Source organism: Rhizobium sp. 05L429, assembly GCF_056397645.1.
The window spans coordinates 24,989-47,842 of sequence record NZ_JBFTNV010000037.1; the positions used below are offsets into that span (position 1 = coordinate 24,989).

21 protein-coding genes and 2 pseudogenes are annotated in these 22,854 nt (G+C 61.4%); 9 read left to right on the forward strand and 14 right to left on the reverse strand.

Features of this window, described 5'->3' with window-relative positions; translation table 11 throughout:
• Window positions 1–225: 225 nt before the first annotated feature.
• Window positions 226–855, reverse strand: a complete 630-nt coding sequence (locus tag AC1DNW_RS29310; protein ID WP_113301128.1) for a DUF922 domain-containing protein — start codon at window positions 853–855, stop codon at window positions 226–228.
• Between the two features lie 102 nt (window positions 856–957).
• Between AC1DNW_RS29310 and folP the strand changes: the two genes are divergently transcribed.
• From folP to AC1DNW_RS29335, 5 genes are all read left to right on the forward strand, one after another.
• Window positions 958–1,851 carry a dihydropteroate synthase gene (gene folP / locus AC1DNW_RS29315; RefSeq protein ID WP_113312277.1) on the forward strand — a complete coding sequence of 298 codons (894 nt, stop codon included), beginning with the start codon at window positions 958–960 and terminating at the stop codon, window positions 1,849–1,851.
• Window positions 1,852–1,984: 133 nt separating this feature from the next.
• Entirely contained in the window at window positions 1,985–2,353 is a 369-nt protein-coding gene (gene folB / locus AC1DNW_RS29320; RefSeq protein WP_113301130.1) for a dihydroneopterin aldolase, read from the forward strand.
• Window positions 2,334–2,861, forward strand: a complete 528-nt coding sequence (gene folK / locus AC1DNW_RS29325) for a 2-amino-4-hydroxy-6-hydroxymethyldihydropteridine diphosphokinase (protein ID WP_477855234.1) — start codon at window positions 2,334–2,336, stop codon at window positions 2,859–2,861. Before folB ends, folK begins: the two co-directional genes overlap by 20 nt.
• A gap of 177 nt (window positions 2,862–3,038) precedes the next feature.
• A complete protein-coding gene (locus tag AC1DNW_RS29330; RefSeq protein WP_477855235.1) occupies window positions 3,039–3,533 on the forward strand; it encodes a hypothetical protein in 495 nt (164 codons plus the stop codon).
• Window positions 3,534–3,540: 7 nt separating this feature from the next.
• Window positions 3,541–3,984 carry a DUF421 domain-containing protein gene (locus tag AC1DNW_RS29335; protein ID WP_113301133.1) on the forward strand — a complete coding sequence of 148 codons (444 nt, stop codon included), beginning with the start codon at window positions 3,541–3,543 and terminating at the stop codon, window positions 3,982–3,984.
• A gap of 17 nt (window positions 3,985–4,001) precedes the next feature.
• On the opposite strand, the gene AC1DNW_RS29340 is transcribed toward AC1DNW_RS29335, so the two are convergent.
• From AC1DNW_RS29340 to AC1DNW_RS29380, 9 genes and pseudogenes are all read right to left on the reverse strand, one after another.
• Window positions 4,002–4,577: a cysteine hydrolase family protein gene (locus AC1DNW_RS29340; RefSeq protein ID WP_113312279.1), complete on the reverse strand. Its 576-nt coding sequence runs from the start codon at window positions 4,575–4,577 to the stop codon at window positions 4,002–4,004.
• Between the two features lie 21 nt (window positions 4,578–4,598).
• A pseudogene (locus AC1DNW_RS29345) lies at window positions 4,599–4,814 on the reverse strand (hypothetical protein); the annotation flags it as partial.
• 126 nt (window positions 4,815–4,940) lie between these two features.
• Window positions 4,941–5,054, reverse strand: a pseudogene (locus AC1DNW_RS29350) (SDR family NAD(P)-dependent oxidoreductase); the annotation flags it as partial.
• An 11-nt stretch (window positions 5,055–5,065) separates the two neighbouring features.
• Window positions 5,066–6,235 carry a zinc-dependent alcohol dehydrogenase gene (locus tag AC1DNW_RS29355; protein ID WP_477855236.1) on the reverse strand — a complete coding sequence of 390 codons (1,170 nt, stop codon included), beginning with the start codon at window positions 6,233–6,235 and terminating at the stop codon, window positions 5,066–5,068.
• A 318-nt stretch (window positions 6,236–6,553) separates the two neighbouring features.
• Complete coding sequence (locus AC1DNW_RS29360) at window positions 6,554–7,177, reverse strand: flavodoxin family protein (protein ID WP_113310689.1); 624 nt, start codon at window positions 7,175–7,177, stop codon at window positions 6,554–6,556.
• 135 nt (window positions 7,178–7,312) lie between these two features.
• The gene (locus AC1DNW_RS29365) at window positions 7,313–7,864 is read right to left on the reverse strand and encodes a hypothetical protein (protein WP_113299474.1); all 552 of its coding nucleotides are present in this window, start codon (window positions 7,862–7,864) and stop codon (window positions 7,313–7,315) included.
• Window positions 7,865–8,076: 212 nt separating this feature from the next.
• Window positions 8,077–9,156, reverse strand: coding sequence for a TIGR01620 family protein (locus AC1DNW_RS29370; RefSeq protein ID WP_113310688.1), 1,080 nt, complete (start codon window positions 9,154–9,156; stop codon window positions 8,077–8,079).
• A complete protein-coding gene (locus AC1DNW_RS29375) occupies window positions 9,153–10,628 on the reverse strand; it encodes a YcjX family GTP-binding protein (protein WP_477855237.1) in 1,476 nt (491 codons plus the stop codon). The genes AC1DNW_RS29370 and AC1DNW_RS29375 overlap by 4 nt, the downstream gene beginning before the upstream one ends.
• 74 nt (window positions 10,629–10,702) lie before the next feature.
• Window positions 10,703–11,197, reverse strand: a complete 495-nt coding sequence (locus AC1DNW_RS29380) for a SixA phosphatase family protein (protein WP_113299471.1) — start codon at window positions 11,195–11,197, stop codon at window positions 10,703–10,705.
• Between the two features lie 277 nt (window positions 11,198–11,474).
• Between AC1DNW_RS29380 and dksA the strand changes: the two genes are divergently transcribed.
• A complete protein-coding gene (gene dksA / locus AC1DNW_RS29385) occupies window positions 11,475–11,894 on the forward strand; it encodes an RNA polymerase-binding protein DksA (protein WP_113299470.1) in 420 nt (139 codons plus the stop codon).
• 96 nt (window positions 11,895–11,990) lie between these two features.
• Here the strand turns inward: dksA and AC1DNW_RS29390 are convergent, their stop codons facing one another.
• The gene (locus AC1DNW_RS29390; protein WP_477855238.1) at window positions 11,991–13,118 is read right to left on the reverse strand and encodes a flagellar biosynthetic protein FliO; all 1,128 of its coding nucleotides are present in this window, start codon (window positions 13,116–13,118) and stop codon (window positions 11,991–11,993) included.
• Between the two features lie 287 nt (window positions 13,119–13,405).
• Here AC1DNW_RS29390 and cckA point away from each other — a divergent pair, with 287 nt between their 5' ends.
• Window positions 13,406–16,009: a cell cycle histidine kinase CckA gene (gene cckA / locus AC1DNW_RS29395; RefSeq protein WP_113310685.1), complete on the forward strand. Its 2,604-nt coding sequence runs from the start codon at window positions 13,406–13,408 to the stop codon at window positions 16,007–16,009.
• A gap of 74 nt (window positions 16,010–16,083) precedes the next feature.
• Here cckA and AC1DNW_RS29400 read toward each other — a convergent pair whose 3' ends face one another.
• Complete coding sequence (locus tag AC1DNW_RS29400) at window positions 16,084–17,010, reverse strand: pseudouridine-5'-phosphate glycosidase (protein WP_113299467.1); 927 nt, start codon at window positions 17,008–17,010, stop codon at window positions 16,084–16,086.
• A gap of 30 nt (window positions 17,011–17,040) precedes the next feature.
• Window positions 17,041–17,985, reverse strand: coding sequence for a carbohydrate kinase family protein (locus AC1DNW_RS29405; protein WP_113310684.1), 945 nt, complete (start codon window positions 17,983–17,985; stop codon window positions 17,041–17,043).
• Between the two features lie 229 nt (window positions 17,986–18,214).
• On the opposite strand from AC1DNW_RS29405, the gene recA reads away from it, so the two are divergent.
• Window positions 18,215–19,306, forward strand: a complete 1,092-nt coding sequence (gene recA / locus AC1DNW_RS29410; RefSeq protein WP_477855239.1) for a recombinase RecA — start codon at window positions 18,215–18,217, stop codon at window positions 19,304–19,306.
• 153 nt (window positions 19,307–19,459) lie between these two features.
• Window positions 19,460–22,114, forward strand: coding sequence for an alanine--tRNA ligase (gene alaS / locus AC1DNW_RS29415; protein WP_477855240.1), 2,655 nt, complete (start codon window positions 19,460–19,462; stop codon window positions 22,112–22,114).
• A gap of 106 nt (window positions 22,115–22,220) precedes the next feature.
• Here alaS and AC1DNW_RS29420 read toward each other — a convergent pair whose 3' ends face one another.
• Window positions 22,221–22,853: a LysE family translocator gene (locus AC1DNW_RS29420; protein WP_477855241.1), complete on the reverse strand. Its 633-nt coding sequence runs from the start codon at window positions 22,851–22,853 to the stop codon at window positions 22,221–22,223.
• Window position 22,854: the final 1 nt, after the last annotated feature.

Consider the following 22,854-nt stretch of genomic DNA (forward strand, 5'->3'; position numbering starts at 1 on the left):
ACCTACGGATGAGGGAGGAACACCCGCGGCTTCGGAACGCGCCAGGAGAACACAATCACGAAAGCCAGCTGCCTTACTGCACTTTCGAATATAGTCATATTACCGCGTTCCGGTTGAGTCCACCAGAATGAAAAATGATCGATAAAAGGCTGGGAAGCGCACAAGTTTCGCACAAGTTTCATTGTGCAGCTAACGATCTCGGCTCGTGTTAAGGGCAAAAGGGGCTTATCTTTCGCCGCCTTTGCCCTTGAGTCTGTTGTTGAGCAATCTCAGCATGCGATTCTGAAAATTGACCGCCTCGACGCGATCGAATCGGGCCTGCAGCTTGTCATGCTCCTCTATTCCGCGAGCCGACTTCTCCGAAACGAGTTCCTGCATCGCCTCGCAATTGCGCTGCCAAGGCAGTGCCTTGAGTTCGCGCTCCATGGCGCGCGCCTGGGTTCGGGCGATCTCGGCATGGCGCTCCTCGTGGCGCCTGATATCGCTCGACAGCGCATCCCAGATCATCGACAGCTCGCGGCTTGCGCCTTTGCGGTTGGCCCAACGCGGCATGATGATCTGTGTGTGGACGGTGACCTTGACGTTGCCGACGCGGCAGCGGCCATTTTCCTGGATATAGGTTGCCTCACCGCCGAAGCGGATCTTGGTAGCACCGGGATGGCGGGCGGAAGAGCCGTTCGCCGTCGGGCCGCGGCGGCTCAGTTCATCGTCCAGCTCGTCGGCCGTCTTTCCCTTGATGTTGAAATAGGAATAGCTTTTCGTTGCAACGACTTCGGCAGCCGCGGGGCCGCAGAGCAAAAAGGCAATCATGGAAAGGGCGATGGGAAGGCGCATATAACGCAACGCAAGCGGCATTCTGAACTGAACCTGTGTTGAAGTTTGGCGGAGCTTGGGGCATAGCCACCGCAAGAGCAATATCGGATAGCGGCTTTTTTGGCTAGCGACGGGATTAGACTGGTGAAGCAGCTCGATAGCAGTTTCTGGCGTGTGGCCCATGATCGCGAGATCGAGCTTCACAAACGCTCGGTGATCATGGCGATCGTCAACGTGACGCCGGATTCCTTCTCCGACGGCGGGCGTTACCAGACGGTCGACAGGGCCGTCGAGCACGCGCTGCAGGCAATCGCAGACGGCGCCGAGATCCTCGACATCGGCGGCGAGTCGACGCGACCGGATGCGGCTTCCGTCAGTCCGGCGGAGGAGCAGGCGCGTGTCCTGCCCGTCATCGAGGCGCTCAGCCGCCGTACTGAAGCACTGATTTCCATCGATACCTATCGCGAGGAAACGGCGCGGCTTGCCATCGGTGCCGGCGCCCATATCGTCAACGACGTCTTCGGCCTGCAGAAGGAGCCGGCCATTGCCGCGCTGTCGGCCGAGACCGGGGCAGGGCTCTGCATCATGCATACCGGCCGCGACCGGCAGAAGCTTGCCGATATCATCGAGGACCAGGTCTTCTTTCTCGATCGCTCGCTGGAGATCGCCTCTGCCGCCGGCGTCCTGCGTGACCGTATCGTGCTCGATCCGGGCTTCGGCTTTGCCAAGGAGACGCCGCGTGAAAATCTGGAACTGATGGCGCGTTTCGAAGAACTGCACCGCTTCGGCCTGCCGCTTCTTGCCGGCACCTCGCGCAAGCGCTTCCTCGGCGCGGTCACCGGCCGCGAACCGGCGGAGCGCGATGCGGCGACGGCCGCGACTAGCGCGCTGCTGCGGATTCAAGGCGCGGCAGTTTTCCGGGTACACAATGTCGCAATCAACAGGGATGCGCTTGCCGTGGCCGATGCTATGCTGGCCGCCCGGAACGACGCTTCCAAAGCGTGTCGCGATGCTTCAGATCCGCTTGCCACGCTTTAAGTCTTTGTTTCCGCATGTCGATATCGCAAGACCGCTACGCGCTTTTACGTGACATGCTTTAAGTCTTTGTTTCGCATGTCGTCATCGCAAACCGCTATACACTTTTGCACGACATGCTTTAGGGGAGGCCGTCATGAGCACCTATACGATCCTGATGCAGAACTGCGCCTTTTTCGCCCGCCACGGCGTGCATGACGAGGAGGAGTTCCTCGGCCAGCGCTTTTTCGTGGATGCCGAGCTGGAGGTGGAGGCGGGCAGCGCGCTCGAAAGCGACTCCATACACGAGACCGTTCATTACGGCACCGCCTTCACCATCATCGAGGGGATCGTCGTCGGCCAGCGGCGCTACCTGATCGAGGCGCTGGCGCTCGATATCGCCAAGGGGCTCAGCAAGAAGTTCCCGCAGATCATCAGGGCCAAGATCACCGTGCGCAAGCCGAATGCGCCGATCCCCGGCGTGCTCGATTTCGTGCAGGTGACAGTTGAGCATCGTGCCCGATAATCCATTCCGTCTCGCAACGCTCGGCCTCGGCGGCAATATCGGAGATCCGGTCAAGTCCATGGCGTCAGCACTTGCGGTACTGGACGCCAACGCGGACTGCCGGGTGGCCGCCGTCTCGCGGCTTTACCGCACGCCGCCCTGGGGCAAGACGGACCAGTCCTATTTCTTCAACTCCTGCGCGGCGGTGGAAACACGCCTTGCTCCGGAAGCACTGCTCGATCTCTGCCTCTCGATCGAGCGGGACATGAAGCGCGAGCGCATCGAGCGCTGGGGGCCACGCACGCTCGATATTGATGTGCTGACCTATGAAGGCGTGGAGCAGGATGCGCCGCGGTTGGAACTGCCGCATCCACGAATGACGGAGCGGGGCTTCGTGCTGATGCCGCTTGCGGATATCGCGCCCGAACTGGTGGTCGGGGGGAGGACGGTTGCTGATTGGCTAGCCGGCGCCGACATCGCGGGGATCGAGATCGCCGACGAGAGCCGCGACTGGTGGCGCAAGACTTGAAGGGGCTATTGAGCGCAAGCTGCTGGACCTGAACTGCCCGCAAGCCCGGAGCTTTTCCTTGTGTTCATAACGTCTTGCCGACTGCACCGGCCGCGCTAACTCAGAATGGCGACTGAGCCGGAGGCATCATGAGGCAATTCAACAGCAGCCGGAAAGGCTGCTCGTTCAGGTACTGACATGCCGAAAACGAGCAGCAGCCTTCCCGAAGGTATCGAGGATCATACTCGCTTCCAGCAGCGCGTCTGGCGTGCACAGCGTTGGGCGTGGCTTGGTTTTGCCGCCATTCTCGTTGCCGCGCTTTTCGGAGCGCTTGGGCGCGGCGGGCTTCTCTCCCAGCAGGAATTGAAGCTTGCCGGCGGCAGCCTCGAGCTTCCGATCATCACGCGTTGGAATGCGCCCGACGAACTGCGCGTCTTTTTTTCGCCGTCGGCTTCGGACCGCAGGCTCGTTGTCGATCCAGACTTTCTGACGATCTTCTCCGTCGAAGGCATCGACCCGCCGCAGAAAGCGGCAGACTACGAGAACKGCCGTATCGGCTATGTCTTTCCCGCCGATCCTGGCGCGACGAGCCAGGTGATCCTGAGGCTTCATACACAGAAGCCGGGGCTGCATTCCTTCCACATCGGTATAGACCAGGACGTCATCGAACGTTCGGTCCTCATCTTGCCTTGAGGTGCCAATGGACGCAGTCATTCGCGGTGTCGCTATCTATTTCACCCTGCTGGTGATTATCAGGCTGTCGGGCCGGCGCACGCTGGCGCAGATGACACCCTTCGATCTCGTCATCGTGCTGGTGATTTCGGAAACGACACAGCAGGCCATGCTGGGCGACGATTTCTCGATCACCAATTCCGTACTGCTGATCCTGACGCTGTTTACGACCGACATCGCGCTTTCCTACCTGAAGCGCTGGTCGCGCCGGACGGCCAGACTGATCGACGGCGCTCCAACCGTCCTCGTTACCAACGGCGTTTATGACGAGGCTGCCCTCAAGGGTTCGAGACTTCAGAGAGACGATGTGATGCAGGCCGCAAGAACACAGCAGGGCATCGCAAGTGTCAAAGATATCCGGTTTGCAATTCTCGAAGTGAGCGGCAACATCAGCATCATTCCGAAGGAGTGAGAAGGGATAGAGGCAGGTCAGAGACCGGAGAGGAATGCATCTGTGTCGGTAATCTCCACCTGCACCGAAAAGCGGCCGCCCAGCAATTCGAGGGTAGCGTCATGGGTTTCGTCCGCGCTGCTGCAAACGGCGTCTTTCAACAGAATGACGCGATAGCCGAGATCGATTGCGCCAAGGGCTGCGGCGAGCACGCAAATATCGGTCTCGCCGCCGGTAATGGCGATGGCTTCGACCTTTTCCCGCGCAAGGGTTTCATGTAGCCGCCCGTCGATCCAGGGAGAATAAGTTCGCTTGTCGAAGAAGCGGGCAGGCGGTGCGAAGGGCCTCAGATCGGCCACGGTATCCATAAGTTCCGACGGCAATTGTTCGCCGGTCATCATTGGCCATTTTTCGTAATAGTTCCTCCACATGCCGGGCATGGCATCAGCGTTCGGCGGGGGAACGAAACGTGTGAAAACCGTTCGCTCTGCATACCGTCCCGAGAGTTCAACGATCTGTGGCGACGCCGTCGCCATCCATGGCACATGCCAGGGCGTCTGCTCCGCGAACATCCTCTGCATATCGATGCAGAGATGGATCCAGTTGTCGGGCATGGAATCTGCAGCTTCAAGCATTCAGGGCGAATTGATGCTGGGCAGAAAATCCTCGACCTGCTTGCGGTCAGTTGCAGAAAGCGACTGCACCTGTTCTTGCCAGAAGCGTTCGGCCTCGGGCGGATCCTTCTCCCACTGGCGTACAGTGGTGATGTTGTCGTCGATCTTGGAGCGGCGGTGTCCGCCGAGACGCAGATATTCCTTGGCGATCCGCAGGCTCCTGGTTTCCGTACCCTTGTTGGTCTCGTTCATGTCATTGATCTCCGTTGCTTGCTTGGCGATGGAAACGCCTCACTTTACACGCGAGCCCGGCCGGCATTTTAGCATGTTGATGGGCCAAGATCCCGGCGGGAGTGACGGCGGCGCGATGATGACATCAGAGCCATCCAGCGCCGCGCATTTGGCAAGTTCAAAACCGATGCCGGTGGACGCCCCTGTAACGACGGCGAAAGCCTTTATCGAAGCAATATCAGCCATGTCGCTTCTCCTTATGGCTTGAGGACAACCTTGATGCAGCCGTCCTGCTTGTCGCGGAAGGTCTTATAGAGGTCAGGGCCATCCTCCAGCGATGCGCGGTGGGTGATGATGAAGGACGGGTCGATCTCGCCCTTCTGGATGCGCTCCATCAGCAGCGGCAGGTAGCGCTGCACCGGTGTCTGGGCCATCTTGAAAGTCAGGCCGCGGTTGATCGCCGAGCCCATCGGGATCTTGTCAAGCAAGCCGCCATAGACGCCGACGATGGAGACCGTGCCGAAGTTGCGGCAGCAATAGATCGCCTGACGGAGGACATGGGGCCTATCCGTGCCCATGAAGGTGGCCACCTTGATGCGGTCGAGGCGGGAATCCCAGCTTGCCGAGGCATCGGCCTCGGTTCCGACCGCATCGATGCAGGCGTCGGCGCCGCGTCCCTGCGTCAGCTCCATGATCCTGTCGTAGATATCTTCATCGTGGAAATCGAGGGTGATGGCGCCGGAGGCCTGCGCAAGCGCCATCCGCTCCGGCACGGTATCGACGGCGATGACGCGTTCGGCGCCGAGGATGAAAGCAGATTTGATCGCCATCTGACCAACCGGGCCGCAGCCCCAGACGGCAATCGTATCGCCCGGCTGGATGTTGCAGAAATCCGCTGCCATATAGCCCGTGGGGAAAATGTCTGACAGGAAGAGAACCTGCTCGTCCGTCAGCCCGTCCGGAACCTTGATCGGGCCGACATCGGCATAGGGTACGCGCAGATATTCCGCCTGTCCTCCGCTATAGCCGCCAAGCAGATGCGTATAGCCGAACAGACCGGCCGGGGAATTCCCCCACATCTTTGTGACCTTGGCGGGATCGGGATTGGAGCGTTCGCAGCCCGAAAAGAAGCCTCGTTTGCAGAAGAAGCATTCGCCGCAGGAAATGGTGAAGGGAACGACGACGCGGTCGCCGATCTTGAGATTGCTATTGTCCTTGCCGAGTGCGACGACCTCACCCATCGTCTCATGGCCCATGATATCGCCGCTGTGCATGTCGGGCATGACGCCGTTGAAGAGGTGAAGATCGGAGCCGCAGATCGCACAGGCCGTGACCTTGATAATCGCGTCGCGGCCATCCTCGATCTCGGGATCGGGAACGCTTTCGCAGCGTATGTCATGCTTGCCGTGCCAAGTGAGCGCCTTCATCACATTCTCCTTTTCTCCGTCGTAGAACTGCTCACTGCCGGAAATGATCCCAACGCAATCACGAAATATTAAGGTGAGGACCATGAAGGGCCGGGAGGTTCTTTTATCGAGACGGCAGTCAAGCTGTCTCAAAATCCCTCAAGGAGAATCTATCGTGGCAAACCAAGGCCGTTCACACGAACATCACGTCAAGGCTGGCGAACAGATCAACAAAAACAGCCGATAACCTTTGAAACAATCGAAATTAGCCCGCAAAAGCGGGCTTTTTTCATGTCTTCGGATGTTGTCGGCCGCATGTGTTTTTGGCGGATCCAATATTCAGCTACCGCTATCGTCCTCGCCTGGATACTGCTTCTCCTTGAGCAGCCCGGCCAGATGAACCGTGTTGCGCGCCAGCGTGTCGACCGTCGTCGTGACCACTTCAGGCACRTCGTCGAGATCGACGAAATTGGTGCTGCCCATGGCTTCGCCCACCCAGTAAGCCACAGCATTGGCGGGGATAGTGAAGCCGACATCGTTCAGCGCCTGATAGAGTTCCGCCGAGACATGATGGGCACCGTCCTCATTGCCAACAACGGCGACGGCCGCGACCCGTCCGTAAGAGATCATGCGGCCTTGCTCATCTTTTTCTTCCAGAAATGCATCCATGCGTTCCAAGGCGCGCTTTGCGACACTGCAGGGCTGGCCCATCCAGATGGGCGTGCCGAGGATGAGGATATCGGCGTCGAGGATCGTCTTGCGAATATCGGGCCACGCATCGCCCGGTCCCTCATCGGAGGTGACACCGGGCAGGATGTTGTGATCGGCGAGGCGGATCGTTTCGGTCTCGACGTCTTCCTTGCGCATTGCCTCGGCAATGAGCGACAGCATCCGGTCGGTTGAGGAGGGCTCACCGCCGCTCGATTTCAGGGTGGCATTGAGGGCAACGGCTTTGAGGGGCACGATCGATCTCCACGTTGTTCGTTCGCACACAACCTGGGACGATGCTCATGGTTCCCCACGCCTGAAACKCAAAAGCGGCGGAAAACCGCCGCCTCATGAAAACTTGTTCATAATCAGAGACTTATGGCAATTTCTTCACTCGATCGAGCCGACAGCCATTTCATCGACCTGGCGGGTCAGGGTCAAGCCGATGACAGGGATCATCTGGCTTTCGACCTTGACCGAAACGGTGACGTTCATGGTCTTGTCGTCGCGAACGCGGGCAATCATCGCGCCGTTCAGCTTTGAGCGATTGATGCCGACGACGACGGTGTCGTTGGTGACGGCGCCGGAGACGATATCGAGGCCCTTGCCTTCAGCGCCGTCCAGGAACTTGCCCTTGTAGGTGGAACCGGACTGCGAGATGACGGCGCTCATCGGCTGCTTGAAGACGCCGACGCGGCAGGTACCGTCGAGCTTGATGCCGGCGGGGGAATCATCGGCCGGCGATCCGACAAGATTGCACGTGAATTTCGTGCCCTTGTACTTGCCGGCGACGATTTCGCCCGGACCCTTCCAGGTACCGGAGACGGATTCGAAGAAGGCCTTGTCGCGGGTCGCCGCAGAGGCATTGGACGTGACGTCTGCCACCGGAGACAATGCCGCGGCGGCCAGGCCGCATACAAAAAGAAACTTGCGCGAGTACATGGATTTTCCTTGGCAAACACCACTCGGGAACTGGCACGAAGTTTTGCCGGAGAATGGTTAATGCTTTCTTTCCGAGGCGCCGAAATGCGTGGGAATACAGGGGCTTTCGCAAGGCAAGGATTCTGAGGTCGCGCCTTTAGCACATTGAATCCGCTTGAATTTTTTGCGTCCAAAGCAAAAAGGCATGAATATGTCAAAATCTGGCGTCTTGCTTAGGAATTACCATTGCGCGCGGTCATCGAGGGCGTCAGGTCACCGATGAAATCGCCGATTCCCGGCCGTTTCAACGCCCGGAACGTCAGCGGACGGCAGAGATCCATGGCGGCAATGCCGATGCGCGCCGTCATCAGCCCGTTGATGACGCCTTCGCCGAGTCGGGCCGAGAGCTTCGAGGCAAGCCCGTGGCCCAGCACCTGCTGCACGAGGCTGTCGCCGACGGCAATCGAGCCGGTCACCGCAAGGTGGGCGAGAACATCGCGCATCAATCTCAGCATGCCGAGCGTGCCGGGACGACCGCCATAGAGCTCGGCCATGGCACGGATGAGACGCGCCGATTCATAGAGGACATAGAGCAGGTCGACGATGGCGCGCGGGCTGACGGCCGTGACGATCGAGACGCGCTTTGCAGAGTTGACGATCAGCGCGCGAGCTCGCCGGTCCAGCGGGGCGAGCAGTTCGCGCTCGGCAAGTGCAATCAGGTGCGGGGGATCGATGACCTCGCCCTCGGTTTCCTTGAGCGTGGCTCGACCTTTTGCCGTCTCGGGCTTGTTGCCGAGAAGGCCCGTCAGGCGAGCGATAACCGCGCGAGCCTTCGCTGGCCGGGTTTCAACGATCGCGGCATCGGCTTCGGCCTTGATGATCTGCACCGCGGCAAGCCGCATCATGCCCGCCGTTTCCCGGATGACGATAGCGATGACGGCAAGGATGCCGATCGCCAAGACAGCAAGCGCGGTATAACCCAGCCAGTCGGCGCGACTGAAGAGATCGCGGATCAACCGATCGGTCCAGAGGCCAAAGGCAAGCGACAGAAGAATGCCGAAAGCGCCGGCGGCGATGCTGGCGAACGAAGTGCGGCGCTTGCGTGGTGCTGCGACCGGCAGCGGGCTCAGATCCTGTTCCGGATTGAGGAAGGGATCTTCCTCGTCAGGCGTCAGCACCACCTCACCGGTGAAGCTCGCGGGCTTGCGACGTTCCGTGCGCGGGGCTTCGGGCGCGGAGTTCTCTTCCTCGTAGGTGAAGGCGGCGGGCGCGCGGCGCGGATGATTGGGCTGGTCGATCGGCGGCTTGCTCATGCGAGGCGGTCTCCGAACAGGAACTGCATGGCGCGGTCKAGGCGGATATGCGGCACGGAGAGTTTGATACCGCCGCCGGTTTCCTCGAGCTGCGGCGGGCGGAAGCGCACGACATTGACGTCGGGCAGCTCGACCGAGGCGTCGCCTGCCTCGATGCGCTCGAACAGGGATTCGGGATTTTCCGGAAGATCGCCAGGGAAGATCGCCGTCTTGCGCTCGCCGTCGAAGATCTCGCCGGCAATCTTTTCGCCTGCGATGGGTGTTCCGACGATGACGGGCAGGTCGTTGCCGTCGCGGCGCACAGTTGCCTCCCGCGTGGCGCGCACGGAGGCTAGCGCCATGACATCGATGCCGGCGCCGGCCATGCCGATACGGTCGATGGCGCGGTCGACGAGACGGCGCGTCAGGCGATCCAGCCGGTCGTGGCTTTCGTGGTGCAGATGGTCAGCCTTGGTGGCGGCGACCAGAACGCGGTCGATGCGACGGCCAAGCAGCGAGGAGAGGACGGAATTGTTGCCGGGGCGGAAGCAGGCGAGCACATCGKTCAGCGCCCGTTCCAGATCCTGCACGGCTTCAGGCCCGCGGTTCATGGCCTGCAGCGCATCGACCAGCACGATCTGCCGGTCGAGCCTTGCGAAATGCTCCCGGAAGAAGGGTTTGACGACGACGGACTTATAGGCCTCGTAGCGCCGCTCCATCATCGCCCAAAGGGAACCTCGCTCCGGCTTTCCGTCCGCGGGCAGGGCAAGCGGGGCGAAGGTCAGGGCAGGCGACCCATCGAGATCTCCAGGCAGCAGGAAGCGGCCGGGCGGCAGGGTGGAAAGCGAGCGCTCGTCGGCCTTGCAGGCCTTCAGGTACTCGGCAAAGCTGGTTGCGAGGTCGCGGGCCACCATTTCATCGGCCGAGGCGGTAATGTCTGTCACCTTCGTCAAGGCCAGCCAGTCGCTCGACAGTTCGGCGCGGATGCCGGTTGCGGCAAGTGCGATCGTTTCCTCGCTGAAGGTACGGAAGTCCTTGCCGAGCAGTGGCAGGTCGAGCAGCCATTCGCCGGGATAATCGACGATATCGATCGACAGCCGGCCGGGCGAGAACATGCGCGTCCAGGAACTGGCGCTTTGATAATCGAGCGTGATGCGCAGCTCGGAAATCGCGCGGGTGGAATCCGGCCAGATGCGCTCCTTCACCAGCGCGCGGATATGATCCTCGTACTGGAAGCGCGGCACGGCATCATCGGGCTGCGGCTCCAGACGCACAGCCGAAACACGACCGGACTGCACCGCTTCGAACAGCGGCAGGCGGCCACCGTGCAGGAGATTGTGGACCAGCGAGGAGATGAAGACCGTCTTGCCGGAACGGGAAAGTCCGGTGACGCCGAGCCGGATGGTCGGATTGACCAGACCGCTGGCGCGGTCTGCAAGATTGTCCAGCGCGATCAGCGCATCGTCGGCAAAGGATGTCAGGCGTGGCGGCAAATCGGAATCCCTGATGGCACTGCCTGCAATATAGGGAAGGGCCGCTGCCTGAAAAAGAAGCGGCGCGAAAAGCTCTAATCGATAACGAAATCGACCAGTCGCCAGATAGAGGCCGACGCATCGTGATCGATGACGGCAAGACCTGCGGTCGGGAAGCCGGTCGGCAACGCGGCGACCATCGCCTCTTGGCCGATCAGCGCCTGCAGGGCCTGCTCCATGGTCGGGTTGTGGCCGACGAGCATGACGGTGCCCGCATCCTGCGCATCGATGATTTCGAGATATGTATCGACCGAGGCGTTGTAGAGCGTGTCGACGAAGCGCATGTCGAGCGTTTCGCCCATGGCGCGATGCACGGCCTCGGCGGTGTCACGGCAGCGAAGCGCGGTCGAGCTGATCAGGACGTCCGGACGGTAGCCCTTGTCGGCGGCGCGGTCGGCGACGATCTCGGCATCGCCGAAACCCTTCTGGTTCAGCGGGCGGTCGAAATCGCGCTGTCCGGGCTCGGCCCACGCGGCTTCGGCATGACGGAGGAGATAGATCCGGTTGGGCGGAGGCAGGAGGGCGGCCATGGGCAAATCCAGCTTCTAACGGAGCCTTTTCAGTAGCGGTTGCGATCCGGCAACGTCAACCGTCCGAAGGCTCCCAACGGCGCAAAAGCACGGTCCCAACACGGCATTTTGAAGGCGAAGCAAAAATTGTTGTTCGGAATAATGATGGGAAAATAGACTGTTAGCTAAAATTTGTGACAGATTTAAAAATCTGTTTACCTGTCTATTTTGGCTTGAATCACGGCTAGCGCTTGGGATATACACCCGGCCAGATGAGATGTTCTTCAGGAGAATCGCGTTGAGTGAGAAGATCGATCTTAGCAATTATGCTCCCTCGGAAGACGAGGAGTTCATGAACACGAACCAGCGGGCTTACTTCAGAGGCAAACTGGTCGCGTGGAGAAACGACATCCTTAGAGAAGCGCGCGAAACTCTCGACCATCTGGCAGAAGAAAGCGCAAACCATCCTGACCTCGCAGACCGTGCATCCTCTGAAACCGACCGGGCTATCGAACTTCGCGCCCGTGACCGTCAGAGAAAGCTGATCTCCAAGATCGACGCAGCGCTGCAGCGCATTGAAGATGGCACCTACGGCTATTGTGAGGAAACCGGCGAACCGATCGGCCTCAAGCGTCTCGACGCCCGCCCGATCGCCACGCTGTCGATCGAGGCGCAGGAACGCCACGAGCGCCGCGAAAAGGTTTACCGGGACGAATAATCGTTTCAAGACCGGCAAAGAATAAAGGCACCGCGAGACGATCGCGGTGCCTTTTTGGTTTTGGCGCTCTTCGCTCCGGGCCCCTAGGCCGCGGCTTTACTTGTCTCGGTTGACGCTCATTTCGCCGAAGATGCGGGCAACTTCCTTTTGAAGTGCTGCATCAGCGCCCGTGATCGGTGCCATTTCGGGGTCGCGGCGCGGCATTGATCCAGGCTGAGAGGAGACGGGCTGCTGTGCAGGGCGCGCCTGCTGCGCATTGGGCGCGGGAGCCACGCGATCTGCGGCGACATTACCGGTTATTTCCTCATCGAGGACGCGCTGGAAATCCCGGCGGATGGCGGCCGATTGCGCGCCGCCGTCTTCCGTTGCGACCGGTGCACCGCGCGAAACGGGCGGCGTGGAAACCTCCGGTTCGATGCGCTGTTGCGGCAGCACGCGCTGGCGGGCTGCATCGAGGATATCGGCGGCGTTGGCCGCATCCGGCATCGGCTGCGGAACGGGACGTTCGGGCTGGCGCGGCTGAACCTGTGGCGGGCGCTGCAGACCGTCACGCTCGGCTGTGAGGGGCGGAGCCGACATCTGCGGAGCGGAACGTTCCGGCTGGCTGGACATCGGCTGGCCCGGCGTTTGCTGAGCGGACATTTGCTGAGCGGACATGGGCGGGGCAACGGCCGGAGCGACCAGGGGTTCGGGCCGCTGGCGGATGGGCTCGGCCGGCGGGGCGATGACTGGGGGAGCGATGACGACAGGTGCAGGTGTCGGCGCCGGTGTATAGGTTTCGAAATCGGGTTCGGCGCTTGCAGCAACAGCCGGCGCGACGGAAGCGGCGACCGGCTGCTGCGGTTCGCGGCGCGGCTGGATGACGGCCCGCTCCTGGACGACTGGGCGTTCCTCGACCGGCTGCGGGCGGAACTCGGCAGCCGTTTCGACTTCGGGTTCCGGCAGGATGCGGCTTTCGATGACGATATCAGTGGGGCCGCCGATCATGACGAGATGTTCGACATTGTCGCGGCGCACGAGCACCAGGCGGCGGCGAGCATCGACAGCGGCGGCATCGAGAACCTGAAGGCGCGGCTGGCGGTTGCGGCCGCCACGGACGAAGGGCGAGGGCGCGCGGTTGCGCATGAACCACAGGATGGCGATGAGCAGGATGAGGGCAATACCGACACCGCCGGCTGCAAGCAGGAAGCGGCTACCGTAAGCTCCTACAACATCATCGAACATAGGCACTCACTCCATTTCGCATTATGGCACAACAGACGACTTTTCCGCTCCTTAGGCAAGAGCTGGCGGGTCTGTCCAGTCGCCGCCGAACGCGATTTCGTGTTGTGCAACMTATTTGATAGAACGGGGTCAGGGGCAAACTGGCGCGTTTGCCTGTGAATTCAAGCAGTCTGATGAAAGCCTGCTGTTTTTGAGGGCGCAGCAAGTTGATAAGAAGGGATAGACTGCCTGATTCCTGCTGCGTATCGGTGTACGCACGCAGCCGGAAGGGCTCATGCGAGGAATAAATGACGAAATCGCGTCAGGTCGACGACTATAACGCGCCGCTTGTGGATCGTGGGGGGCGTTCTGGCACGGCAATACGCATCATCCTGCTGGCGATCGTGCTGATTGCGGCGGCCGCGGCCTTTGTCTTCTTCAAGGATTCGCTCGGCAACGAGCTGGTGCTCGGCTGTCTCGGCGTGCTCGCCATGGTCGGCATCTTCTTCCTGGTATCCTCGGTCATCGGCTTCATCGAGGTGATGCCGCAGCGCCAGTCCGACAGCTTGGCGCGCGCCTTTTTGAACAGCCACCCCGATGGATCGCTGATCACCGACGACAAGGGCCGCATCGTCTACGCCAACGCCGCCTATGGGGCGCTGACGGGCGCCCGCAAGGCGACCGAGGTGCAGACGCTGGAGACGTTGCTGTCGCGCCACCGCGAATCGAACGAGGCGCTCTACCGGCTGGTGAACGGCCTGCGGGAAGGCCGCGAAGGCCGGGAGGAATTCCGCCTGCTGCGTGCCGTCGGCCCCGGAAGCAGCGCCGGCGCCCATTGGTACCGCCTGAAAGCTCGTCTCTTGACGCCGGAAGAGGGCGACGGCAAGCCGCTGCAGATCTGGCAGATCACCGATATCACGGCCGAACGCGAGGATCAGGAGCGCTTCTTCAAGGAATTGCAGAACGCGATCGATTATCTCGACCACGCTCCGGCAGGCTTCTTCTCCGCCGGACGCAAGGGCGAGATCTTCTATCTGAATGCGACGCTTGCCGAATGGCTGGGCCTCGACCTCACCAAATTCATGCCGGGCTCGATGAACATCGGCGATCTCGTGGCGGGCGAGGGGCTGGCGTTGATCCAGTCCGTGCAGGCCGAGCCGGGCTTCAAGAAGACCGTGACGCTCGAACTCGACCTGCGCAAAACGAACGGCCAGAGCCTGCCGGTGCAGATCATCCACCGCGTCACCTCCATGCGCGACGGGGCGCCCGGTGAAAGCCGGACGATCGTGCTGACGCGCGACAAGGACGGCGAGAACGGACAATCTGCTTCTGCGGCTGCCATGCGCTTTACGCGCTTCTTCAACAACACGCCGATGGCGATCGCCTCCGTCAATGGCGATGGCAAGATCCTGCGCACCAATGCGCCCTTCCTGAAGCTCTTCTCCAATATCGTCTCGCGTGACGACCTGGAGCGCGGTGCGCTGATGGAAACGATCGTGCAGGAAAGCGACCGGCCGCAGCTTGCCGCGGCACTCGCCGCCGCCAAGGACCGGCAGGGCGATATCGCGCCGATCGATTCCCGCACGCCGACGGACGATGCGCGTTTCTTCCGCTTCTACGTGAATGCCGTCATCGACCAGAGCGACGAGGCGCCCGAGGAGGCGGCCATCGTCTATGCCGTCGAGGTGACCGAGCAGAAGGCACTGGAAGCGCAGATGGCGCAGACGCAGAAGATGAATGCGGTCGGCACGCTCGCCGGCGGCATCGCGCACGATTTCAACAACGTGCTGACAGCAATCCTGCTGTCCTCCGACCACCTGCTTTTACAGGCGCGGCCTGCCGATGCGAGCTTCGCCGACCTGATAGAGATCAAGCGCAACGCCAACCGCGCGGCGGTGCTGGTTCGCCAGCTTCTCGCCTTCTCGCGCAAGCAGACGATGCGGCCGACGGTGTTGAACCTGACCGATGTCGTCGGCGACCTGCGCATGCTGGTCGACCGGCTGATTTCAGGCACCAACGTCAAGCTCGACGTGGAATATGGCCGCGATCTCTGGCCGGTCAAAACCGATCTTTCGCAATTCGAGCAGGTGCTGATCAACCTCAGCGTCAATGCCCGCGACGCCATGCCCAATGGAGGCACGCTGACGCTGCGGACCCGCAATCTACCGGCCGCAGAGGTCGCCGCCTTCAACTATTCCTACATGCCGCATGAAGACATGGTGCTGATCGAGGTGACCGATACAGGCACCGGTATTGCGCCCGAGATCATGGACAAGATCTTCGAGCCGTTCTTCACGACCAAGGATGTGGGCAAAGGCACCGGTCTCGGCCTTGCCATGGTCTATGGCATCGTCAAGCAGTCCGGCGGTTATATTCAGCCGGAATCGGAAGTCGGCAAAGGCACGACCTTCCGCATCTTCCTGCCGCGCCATATCGTCGAGCCGGCAGTTGCGGCCGAAGGGGAAGCCGCTGATCAGGCAGTTGCAGCCGGCGGCGCACAGATTGTCGAACTGGTCCAGCCCCAGCAGCCGGAAGACCTGACCGGCTCGGCTGTCATCCTGCTCGTGGAAGATGAGGAAGCGGTGCGCCGTGGCGGCAAGCGCATGCTGGAGACGCGCGGCTATACGGTCCACGAGGCTGGGTCCGGCGTCGAAGCCCTCGAAATCATGGAAGAGCTGGAAGGCAAGGTCGACATCGTCGTCTCCGACGTCGTGATGCCGGAAATGGACGGGCCTTCGCTGCTGCGCGAGTTGCGCAAGAAATATCCGGATATGAAGTTCATCTTCGTTTCCGGCTATGCCGAGGATGCGTTCGCCCGCAACCTCCCGCCGGAGGCCAAGTTCGGATTTCTGCCGAAGCCGTTTTCGCTGAAGCAGCTGGCGGTGGCAGTGAAGGAAACGCTGGATAGCTAAAGCTTTTGCGGGGGGTGTCCCCCGGCACGACACGTCTACAGGAACGGGGCGGGTCTAGCCCGCCCCATCAATCCTTATTCTCCAAGCGCCACGGCAATCTCAGCCGCAAGCCGCGCATTGTTCTCCACCAGCGCGATATTCGTCTTCAAGCTCTGCCCGTCCGTCAGGTCAAAGATCGTGCTCAGCAGGTAAGGTGTTACCGCCTTGCCGGTGACTTCGTCGCGTTCGGCGCTGTCGAGGGCGCGCTCGATGTAGATTTCCATTTCCTCGCGGGCGATTTCGTCGGCTTCCGGAACCGGATTGGCGATCAGCATGCCGCCGTCGATGCCGAGCTGTTCGCGCGTCGTCTGGAAATTGGCGATCGCTGCCGGGCTGTTCAGGGTGAGCGGGCTGCGGATGCCCGAGGCGCGCGACCAGAAGGCCGGGAATTCATCGCTCTCATAGGTCACGACGGGCACGCCGCGGGTTTCCAGCACTTCCAGCGTCTTCGGAATATCGAGGATCGCCTTTGCGCCGGCGCAAACGACGATGACGCCGGTGCGGGCCAGTTCTTCGAGATCAGCCGAGATATCGAAGGTTTCTTCAGCACCGCGATGGACACCGCCGATGCCGCCTGTCGCAAAGACCTTGATGCCGGCCCGCGCTGCCGCAATCATCGTCGCGGCGACCGTCGTCGCACCCGTGCGGCGCTCGGCGATGGCGAAGGCGAGATCGGCGCGCGACACCTTCAAGACATCCTTCGCCTGGGCGAGTTGCTCGAGCTCAGCGGCCTCAAGGCCAATATGAAGTGTGCCGTGGATGACAGCGATGGTGGCGGGAACCGCACCCTGATCGCGGATGATCGATTCGACGCTGCGCGCCATCTCGATATTGCCGGGGTAGGGCATGCCATGCGTGATGATGGTCGATTCGAGCGCCACGATCGGGGCGCCGCGCTGCTTGGCGGCGGCCACTTCCTTCGAATAGGAGATCGGCAGCAGGGGCGAAATGGGTTTGGTCATGATCGGTGTCCCTTTATCGATGGTGCCGCTTCATTGCAGAATTCTCGCCGCCGGGACAAGCGAAAGCATGTCGCGGATAAGATCCGGCGAGAGATTTTCGTTCACGGCGTGCCGTGACTGGACAGTAAGGGCGGCTGCAGCCGTGCCATGGCGCACCGCTTCTTCCAGCGGCAGGCCACGCATGAGGGCCGAGAGCGTGCCGGCTGCCAGAGAATCTCCGGCGCCGGTGACATCGGCCACTGTCTCCGAGATCGGCGGCTGTAGGACGAGCGCACGATGGTCATTGAAGGCGACGAGCTCGCGCTGGCCGCGGGTGACGACCGCGCCGCTGACGCCGATGTCACCGAGCAGGGACGGCCAAGCGGCAGCATCCTCCGGCCGGTGGCCGACAAGGGCTGCAGCCTCGGCCTCGTTGAGGAAGAGATAGTCGATGCCGTCGAGGCAGGGCAGGAGGCGCACCACCTTGGCCGGCGAGATGGCGATGGCCGCCACCGGCTTGCCGAGCGCCTTTGCCCTTGCGACGATCGCAGCTGCCGTTTCCTCCGGCAGGTTGGCGTCGAAGAGAATGAAATCGGTAGCGGCGAAGGCATCGCGCACCCAGCGGATCGACAGACGCCGCGGCACGAAGAAGCGGTAGAGCTCCATATCCGCCAGCGCGATGAGCAGATTGCCGTCCCTCTCAATGATCGCCGTATAGCTCGGCGTCTTGCGGTCGAGGAAGACGAAGGGKCGGTCGTCTATCCCCGCAAGGTCGGCCGCCTCGCTCACCGTCTCGCCGATCGGGTCGCCGCCGCGCGGCGAAATCATCGTCACGTCGAAGCCGAGTCGAGCCAGATTGCGGGCCGCATTGAAGCCACCGCCGCCGGGTTCCTCGAACCATGTCCCGGGGTTGCTGGCGCCGGGTGCCGTCTCGCCGGCAATGCGGCCGCGACGATCGATATGGGCGCCACCGAGAACGAGAATCTTGCCGCTCATTTCTGCTCTCCCAAAGCGAATCGAATAGGCTCCGAAATACCCGCATTCAGCCCCGGTGGCTTATTAAGCCGTTGCTTTGCATCGATAAAACAAAAATAGAACACAGGCCGTTTTACCTTTTTCTTTCAATTATTTGCAACCCCATTGCGAAATAAGAACAAATCAGGTACAAACTTCGCATCAGCGGCGACATTGCTTGAGCAGCGTCAATAACCTAAAGGTGGATCGAATGTCTCAGAATTCATTGCGGCTCGTAGAGGACAAATCGGTGGACAAAAGCAAGGCGCTCGAAGCGGCACTCTCACAGATCGAGCGGTCGTTCGGCAAGGGCTCGATCATGAAACTCGGTTCGAACGAGAGCATCGTCGAGATCGAAACAGTTTCCACGGGTTCGCTCAGCCTCGATATCGCGCTCGGCATCGGCGGCCTGCCGAAGGGCCGCATCGTCGAAATCTACGGTCCGGAAAGCTCTGGTAAGACGACGCTCGCTCTGCAGACCATTGCCGAAGCCCAGAAGAAGGGCGGCATCTGCGCCTTCGTCGACGCCGAACACGCTCTCGATCCGGTCTATGCCCGCAAGCTTGGCGTCGATCTGCAGAACCTCCTGATCTCCCAGCCGGACACAGGCGAGCAGGCGCTTGAAATCACCGATACGCTGGTGCGTTCCGGCGCCATCGACGTCCTCGTCGTCGACTCGGTCGCCGCACTGACGCCGCGCGCCGAAATCGAAGGTGAAATGGGCGACAGCCTGCCAGGCCTTCAGGCTCGCCTGATGAGCCAGGCGCTGCGCAAGCTGACGGCTTCGATCTCCAAGTCGAATACCATGGTGATCTTCATCAACCAGATCCGCATGAAGATCGGCGTCATGTTCGGTTCGCCGGAAACGACAACTGGTGGTAACGCGCTGAAGTTCTACGCCTCCGTTCGCCTCGACATCCGCCGCATCGGCCAGGTCAAGGAGCGCGAAGAGGTGATCGGCAACCAGACGCGCGTCAAGGTCGTCAAGAACAAGATGGCGCCTCCCTTCAAGCAGGTCGAATTCGACATTATGTATGGCGAAGGCGTCTCCAAGACCGGCGAACTCGTCGATCTCGGCGTCAAGGCCGGCATCGTCGAGAAATCGGGCGCCTGGTTCTCCTATAACAGCCAGCGCCTCGGCCAGGGCCGCGAAAACGCCAAGACTTTCCTGCGCGACAATCCGGATCTCGCCCGCGAGATCGAAACGGCATTGCGCCAGAACGCCGGCCTGATTGCCGACCGCTTCCTACAGAATGGCGGCCCTGACGCCGGCGACGATGCAGGTGATKCCGGCGACATGTAATTCGCCCTGACCACTGAAGCACATTCGTACCGGCCGCATTCCTTCACGAGAATGCGGCCGGTTTTGTTTGTTCGCTGGACAGTGGCAAGGTCGAACGATAAAAGCCGATGAATTTGGTTTTACCTGCCTGCTGGCAGCATCGAAGGGCATGAAATGAGCGGTGTGAACGATATCCGGTCGACCTTCCTCGACTACTTCAAGAAGAACGGCCATGAGATCGTTTCATCGAGCCCGCTCGTGCCGCGCAACGACCCGACGCTGATGTTTACGAATGCCGGCATGGTGCAGTTCAAGAACGTCTTCACCGGTCTCGAAAAGCGTCCCTATTCGACGGCAACGACTTCGCAGAAATGCGTGCGCGCCGGCGGCAAGCATAACGACCTCGACAATGTCGGCTATACCGCGCGCCATCTGACCTTCTTCGAAATGCTCGGCAATTTCTCCTTCGGCGACTATTTCAAGGAGAATGCGATCGAGCTTGCCTGGAAGCTCGTCACCGAAGGCTTCGACCTTCCGAAGAACCGTCTGCTGGTGACCGTCTATTCCGAAGACGAGGAAGCCGCGACGCTGTGGAAGAAGATCGCCGGTTTTTCCGACGACAAGATCATCCGCATCCCGACCTCTGACAATTTCTGGCAGATGGGCGATACCGGCCCCTGCGGCCCGTGCTCGGAAATCTTCATCGACCAGGGCGAGAATGTCTGGGGCGGCCCTCCCGGCTCGCCGGAAGAGGATGGTGACCGGTTCCTGGAGTTCTGGAACCTCGTCTTCATGCAGTTCGAACAGACCGAGCCCGGCGTTCGCAATCCGCTGCCGCGTCCGTCGATCGACACCGGCATGGGCCTGGAGCGCATGGCCGCCGTTCTCCAGGGTGTCCAGAGCGTGTTCGACACCGACCTGTTCCGCACATTGATCGCCACCATCGAGGATACGATGGGCGCTAAGGCTGAGGGCAGTGCCAGCCACCGCGTCATCGCCGACCATCTGCGCTCCTCGGCCTTCCTGATCGCCGATGGCGTTCTGCCGTCTAATGAAGGCCGCGGCTATGTGCTGCGCCGCATCATGCGCCGCGCCATGCGCCATGCGCAGCTTCTCGGCGCCAAGGAGCCGCTGATGTACAAGCTGCTGCCGACGCTGGTGCAGGAGATGGGCCGCGCCTATCCGGAACTGGTGCGCGCCGAGCCGCTGATCTCCGAAACACTGAAGCTCGAAGAAAACCGCTTCCGCAAGACGCTGGAGCGCGGCCTCTCGCTTCTCTCCGACGCGACCACGGACCTTTCCAAGGGCGATATGCTTGACGGTGAGACCGCCTTCAAGCTCTACGACACCTATGGCTTCCCGCTCGACCTGACGCAGGATGCGCTGCGCGCCCGCGAGATCGGCGTCGACATTTCCGGCTTCACCGATGCGATGCAGCGCCAGAAGGCAGAGGCACGCTCGCACTGGGCCGGCTCCGGCGAGAAGGCGACGGAGACCGTCTGGTTCGAGCTCAAGGAAAAGCACGGCGCGACCGAATTCCTGGGCTACGACACCGAAACCGCTGAAGGCGTGGTGCAGGCGATCGTCAAGGATGGCGCTGTTGCGACCGAGGCCAAGGCCGGCGACAAGGTGCAGATCGTCGTCAGCCAGACACCATTCTACGGTGAATCCGGTGGCCAGATGGGCGATACCGGCGTGATCTCGTCCGACCATGGCAAGATCGAGATTTCAGATACGCAGAAGCGGGGCGAAGGCCTTTTCGTGCATCTGGGCACGGTCATCGAAGGCGTGTTCAAGGACGGCGATGCGGTCGTGCTGACGGTCGATCATGCGCGCCGTTCGCGGCTACGTGGCAACCACTCGGCGACCCACCTGCTGCATGAGGCTCTGCGCGAAGTGCTCGGCACCCATGTCGCCCAGAAGGGTTCGCTGGTMGCGCCCGAGCGCCTGCGTTTCGACGTCTCGCATCCGAAGCCGATGTCGGCAGAKGAGCTGAAGGTTGTCGAGGAGATGGCCAACGAGATCGTTTTGCAGAACGCGCCTGTTACGACACGCCTGATGAGCGTCGACGATGCGATCGAGGAAGGCGCGATGGCGCTCTTCGGCGAGAAATACGGCGATGAAGTGCGTGTCGTTTCAATGGGCACGGGTCTGCATGGCGCCAAGGCCAACAGGCCCTATTCGATCGAACTCTGTGGCGGAACGCATGTGTCGGCGACCGGCCAGATCGGCCTCATTCGTATCCTCGGCGAAAGCGCCGTTGGTGCCGGTGTCCGCCGTATCGAAGCGGTGACCGGTGAATCGGCTCGCGAATATCTCGCCGAGCAGGACGACCGCGTGAAGACGCTCGCCGCATCGCTGAAGGTGCAGCCTTCAGAAGTGCTGACGCGCGTCGAGGCGCTGATCGATGAGCGTCGCAAGCTGGAAAAGGAACTGGCCGATGCCAAGCGCAAGCTCGCCATGGGCGGCGGGCAGGGTGGTTCTGCCGATGCCGTGCGCGAGATTGCCGGCATCAAGTTCCTCGGCAAGGCCATAGCTGGCGTCGACCCTAAGGATCTCAAGGGCCTCGCCGATGACGGCAAGGCCAGCATCGGCTCCGGCGTGGTGACGCTGATCGGCGTTTCCGAAGATGGCAAGGCCAGTGCGGTCGTCGCCGTGACGCCCGATCTCGTCGGCCGCTTCAGTGCCGTCGATCTGGTGCGCGTCGCATCCGCCGCGCTCGGCGGCAAGGGCGGCGGCGGCCGTCCGGATATGGCCCAGGCCGGCGGCCCTGACGGAGCCAAGGCCGACGAGGCGCTCGAGGCCGTTGCGGTTGCGCTCGCCGGCTGATCATTGGCCTGACAACAGTTTGACATCAGAACCGGCTGCGAGATCCTGGATTTCGCAGCCGGTTTTGTCTTCGGCGCGCGTGCTTAGACAGGTGACTGCAGGGCGGTCAGTTTCTGGTCTGCAGCGCGAGACGGCAGGCGAGCCCGGTAAAGACAGTTGCCAGCGCATATTGCGGCAGCTTCGGGAAACGGCGCATCGAGCCAAGCCGTGAACGGATCTGGCTTCCGAGGATAATGACGGCACCATTCACGACGAGGCCGATGCCGTTCAGGACGCTGGCAAGCACCAGCATCTGCGCGGTCATGGAGCCGCTCTCTGCATTCACGAATTGCGGAAATAGCGCGATGACGAAGAGCGCCATTTTCGGATTGAGCGAGTTGGTTGCTAGGCCAGCGAAGAAGATGCGCCTGCCCGACAGGCGCTTCAGCGTCGCAGCCGGCGCAAAGGCTGTGCCTTCCGAACGGATGGTCTTGTAGGCGAGATAAAGCAGATAGCAGCAGCCGGCCCAGCGTACGGCTTCAAAGGCGGCAGGTACGGTCATGAAGAGCTGGGAAAGCCCGAAAGCTGTGGCAAGGGCGTGGCAGTAGGTGCCGAGTGAGATGCCCGCATAGGTCAGAAATCCGCCAGCGCGTCCCTGGCTGATGCTGCGCGAGGCGATCAGCAGCATGTCGGGGCCGGGCGTGGCGGTCAGCACCAGCGCTGCGGCGGCGAAAAGTATCAATGTGGAAAAATCCGGCATC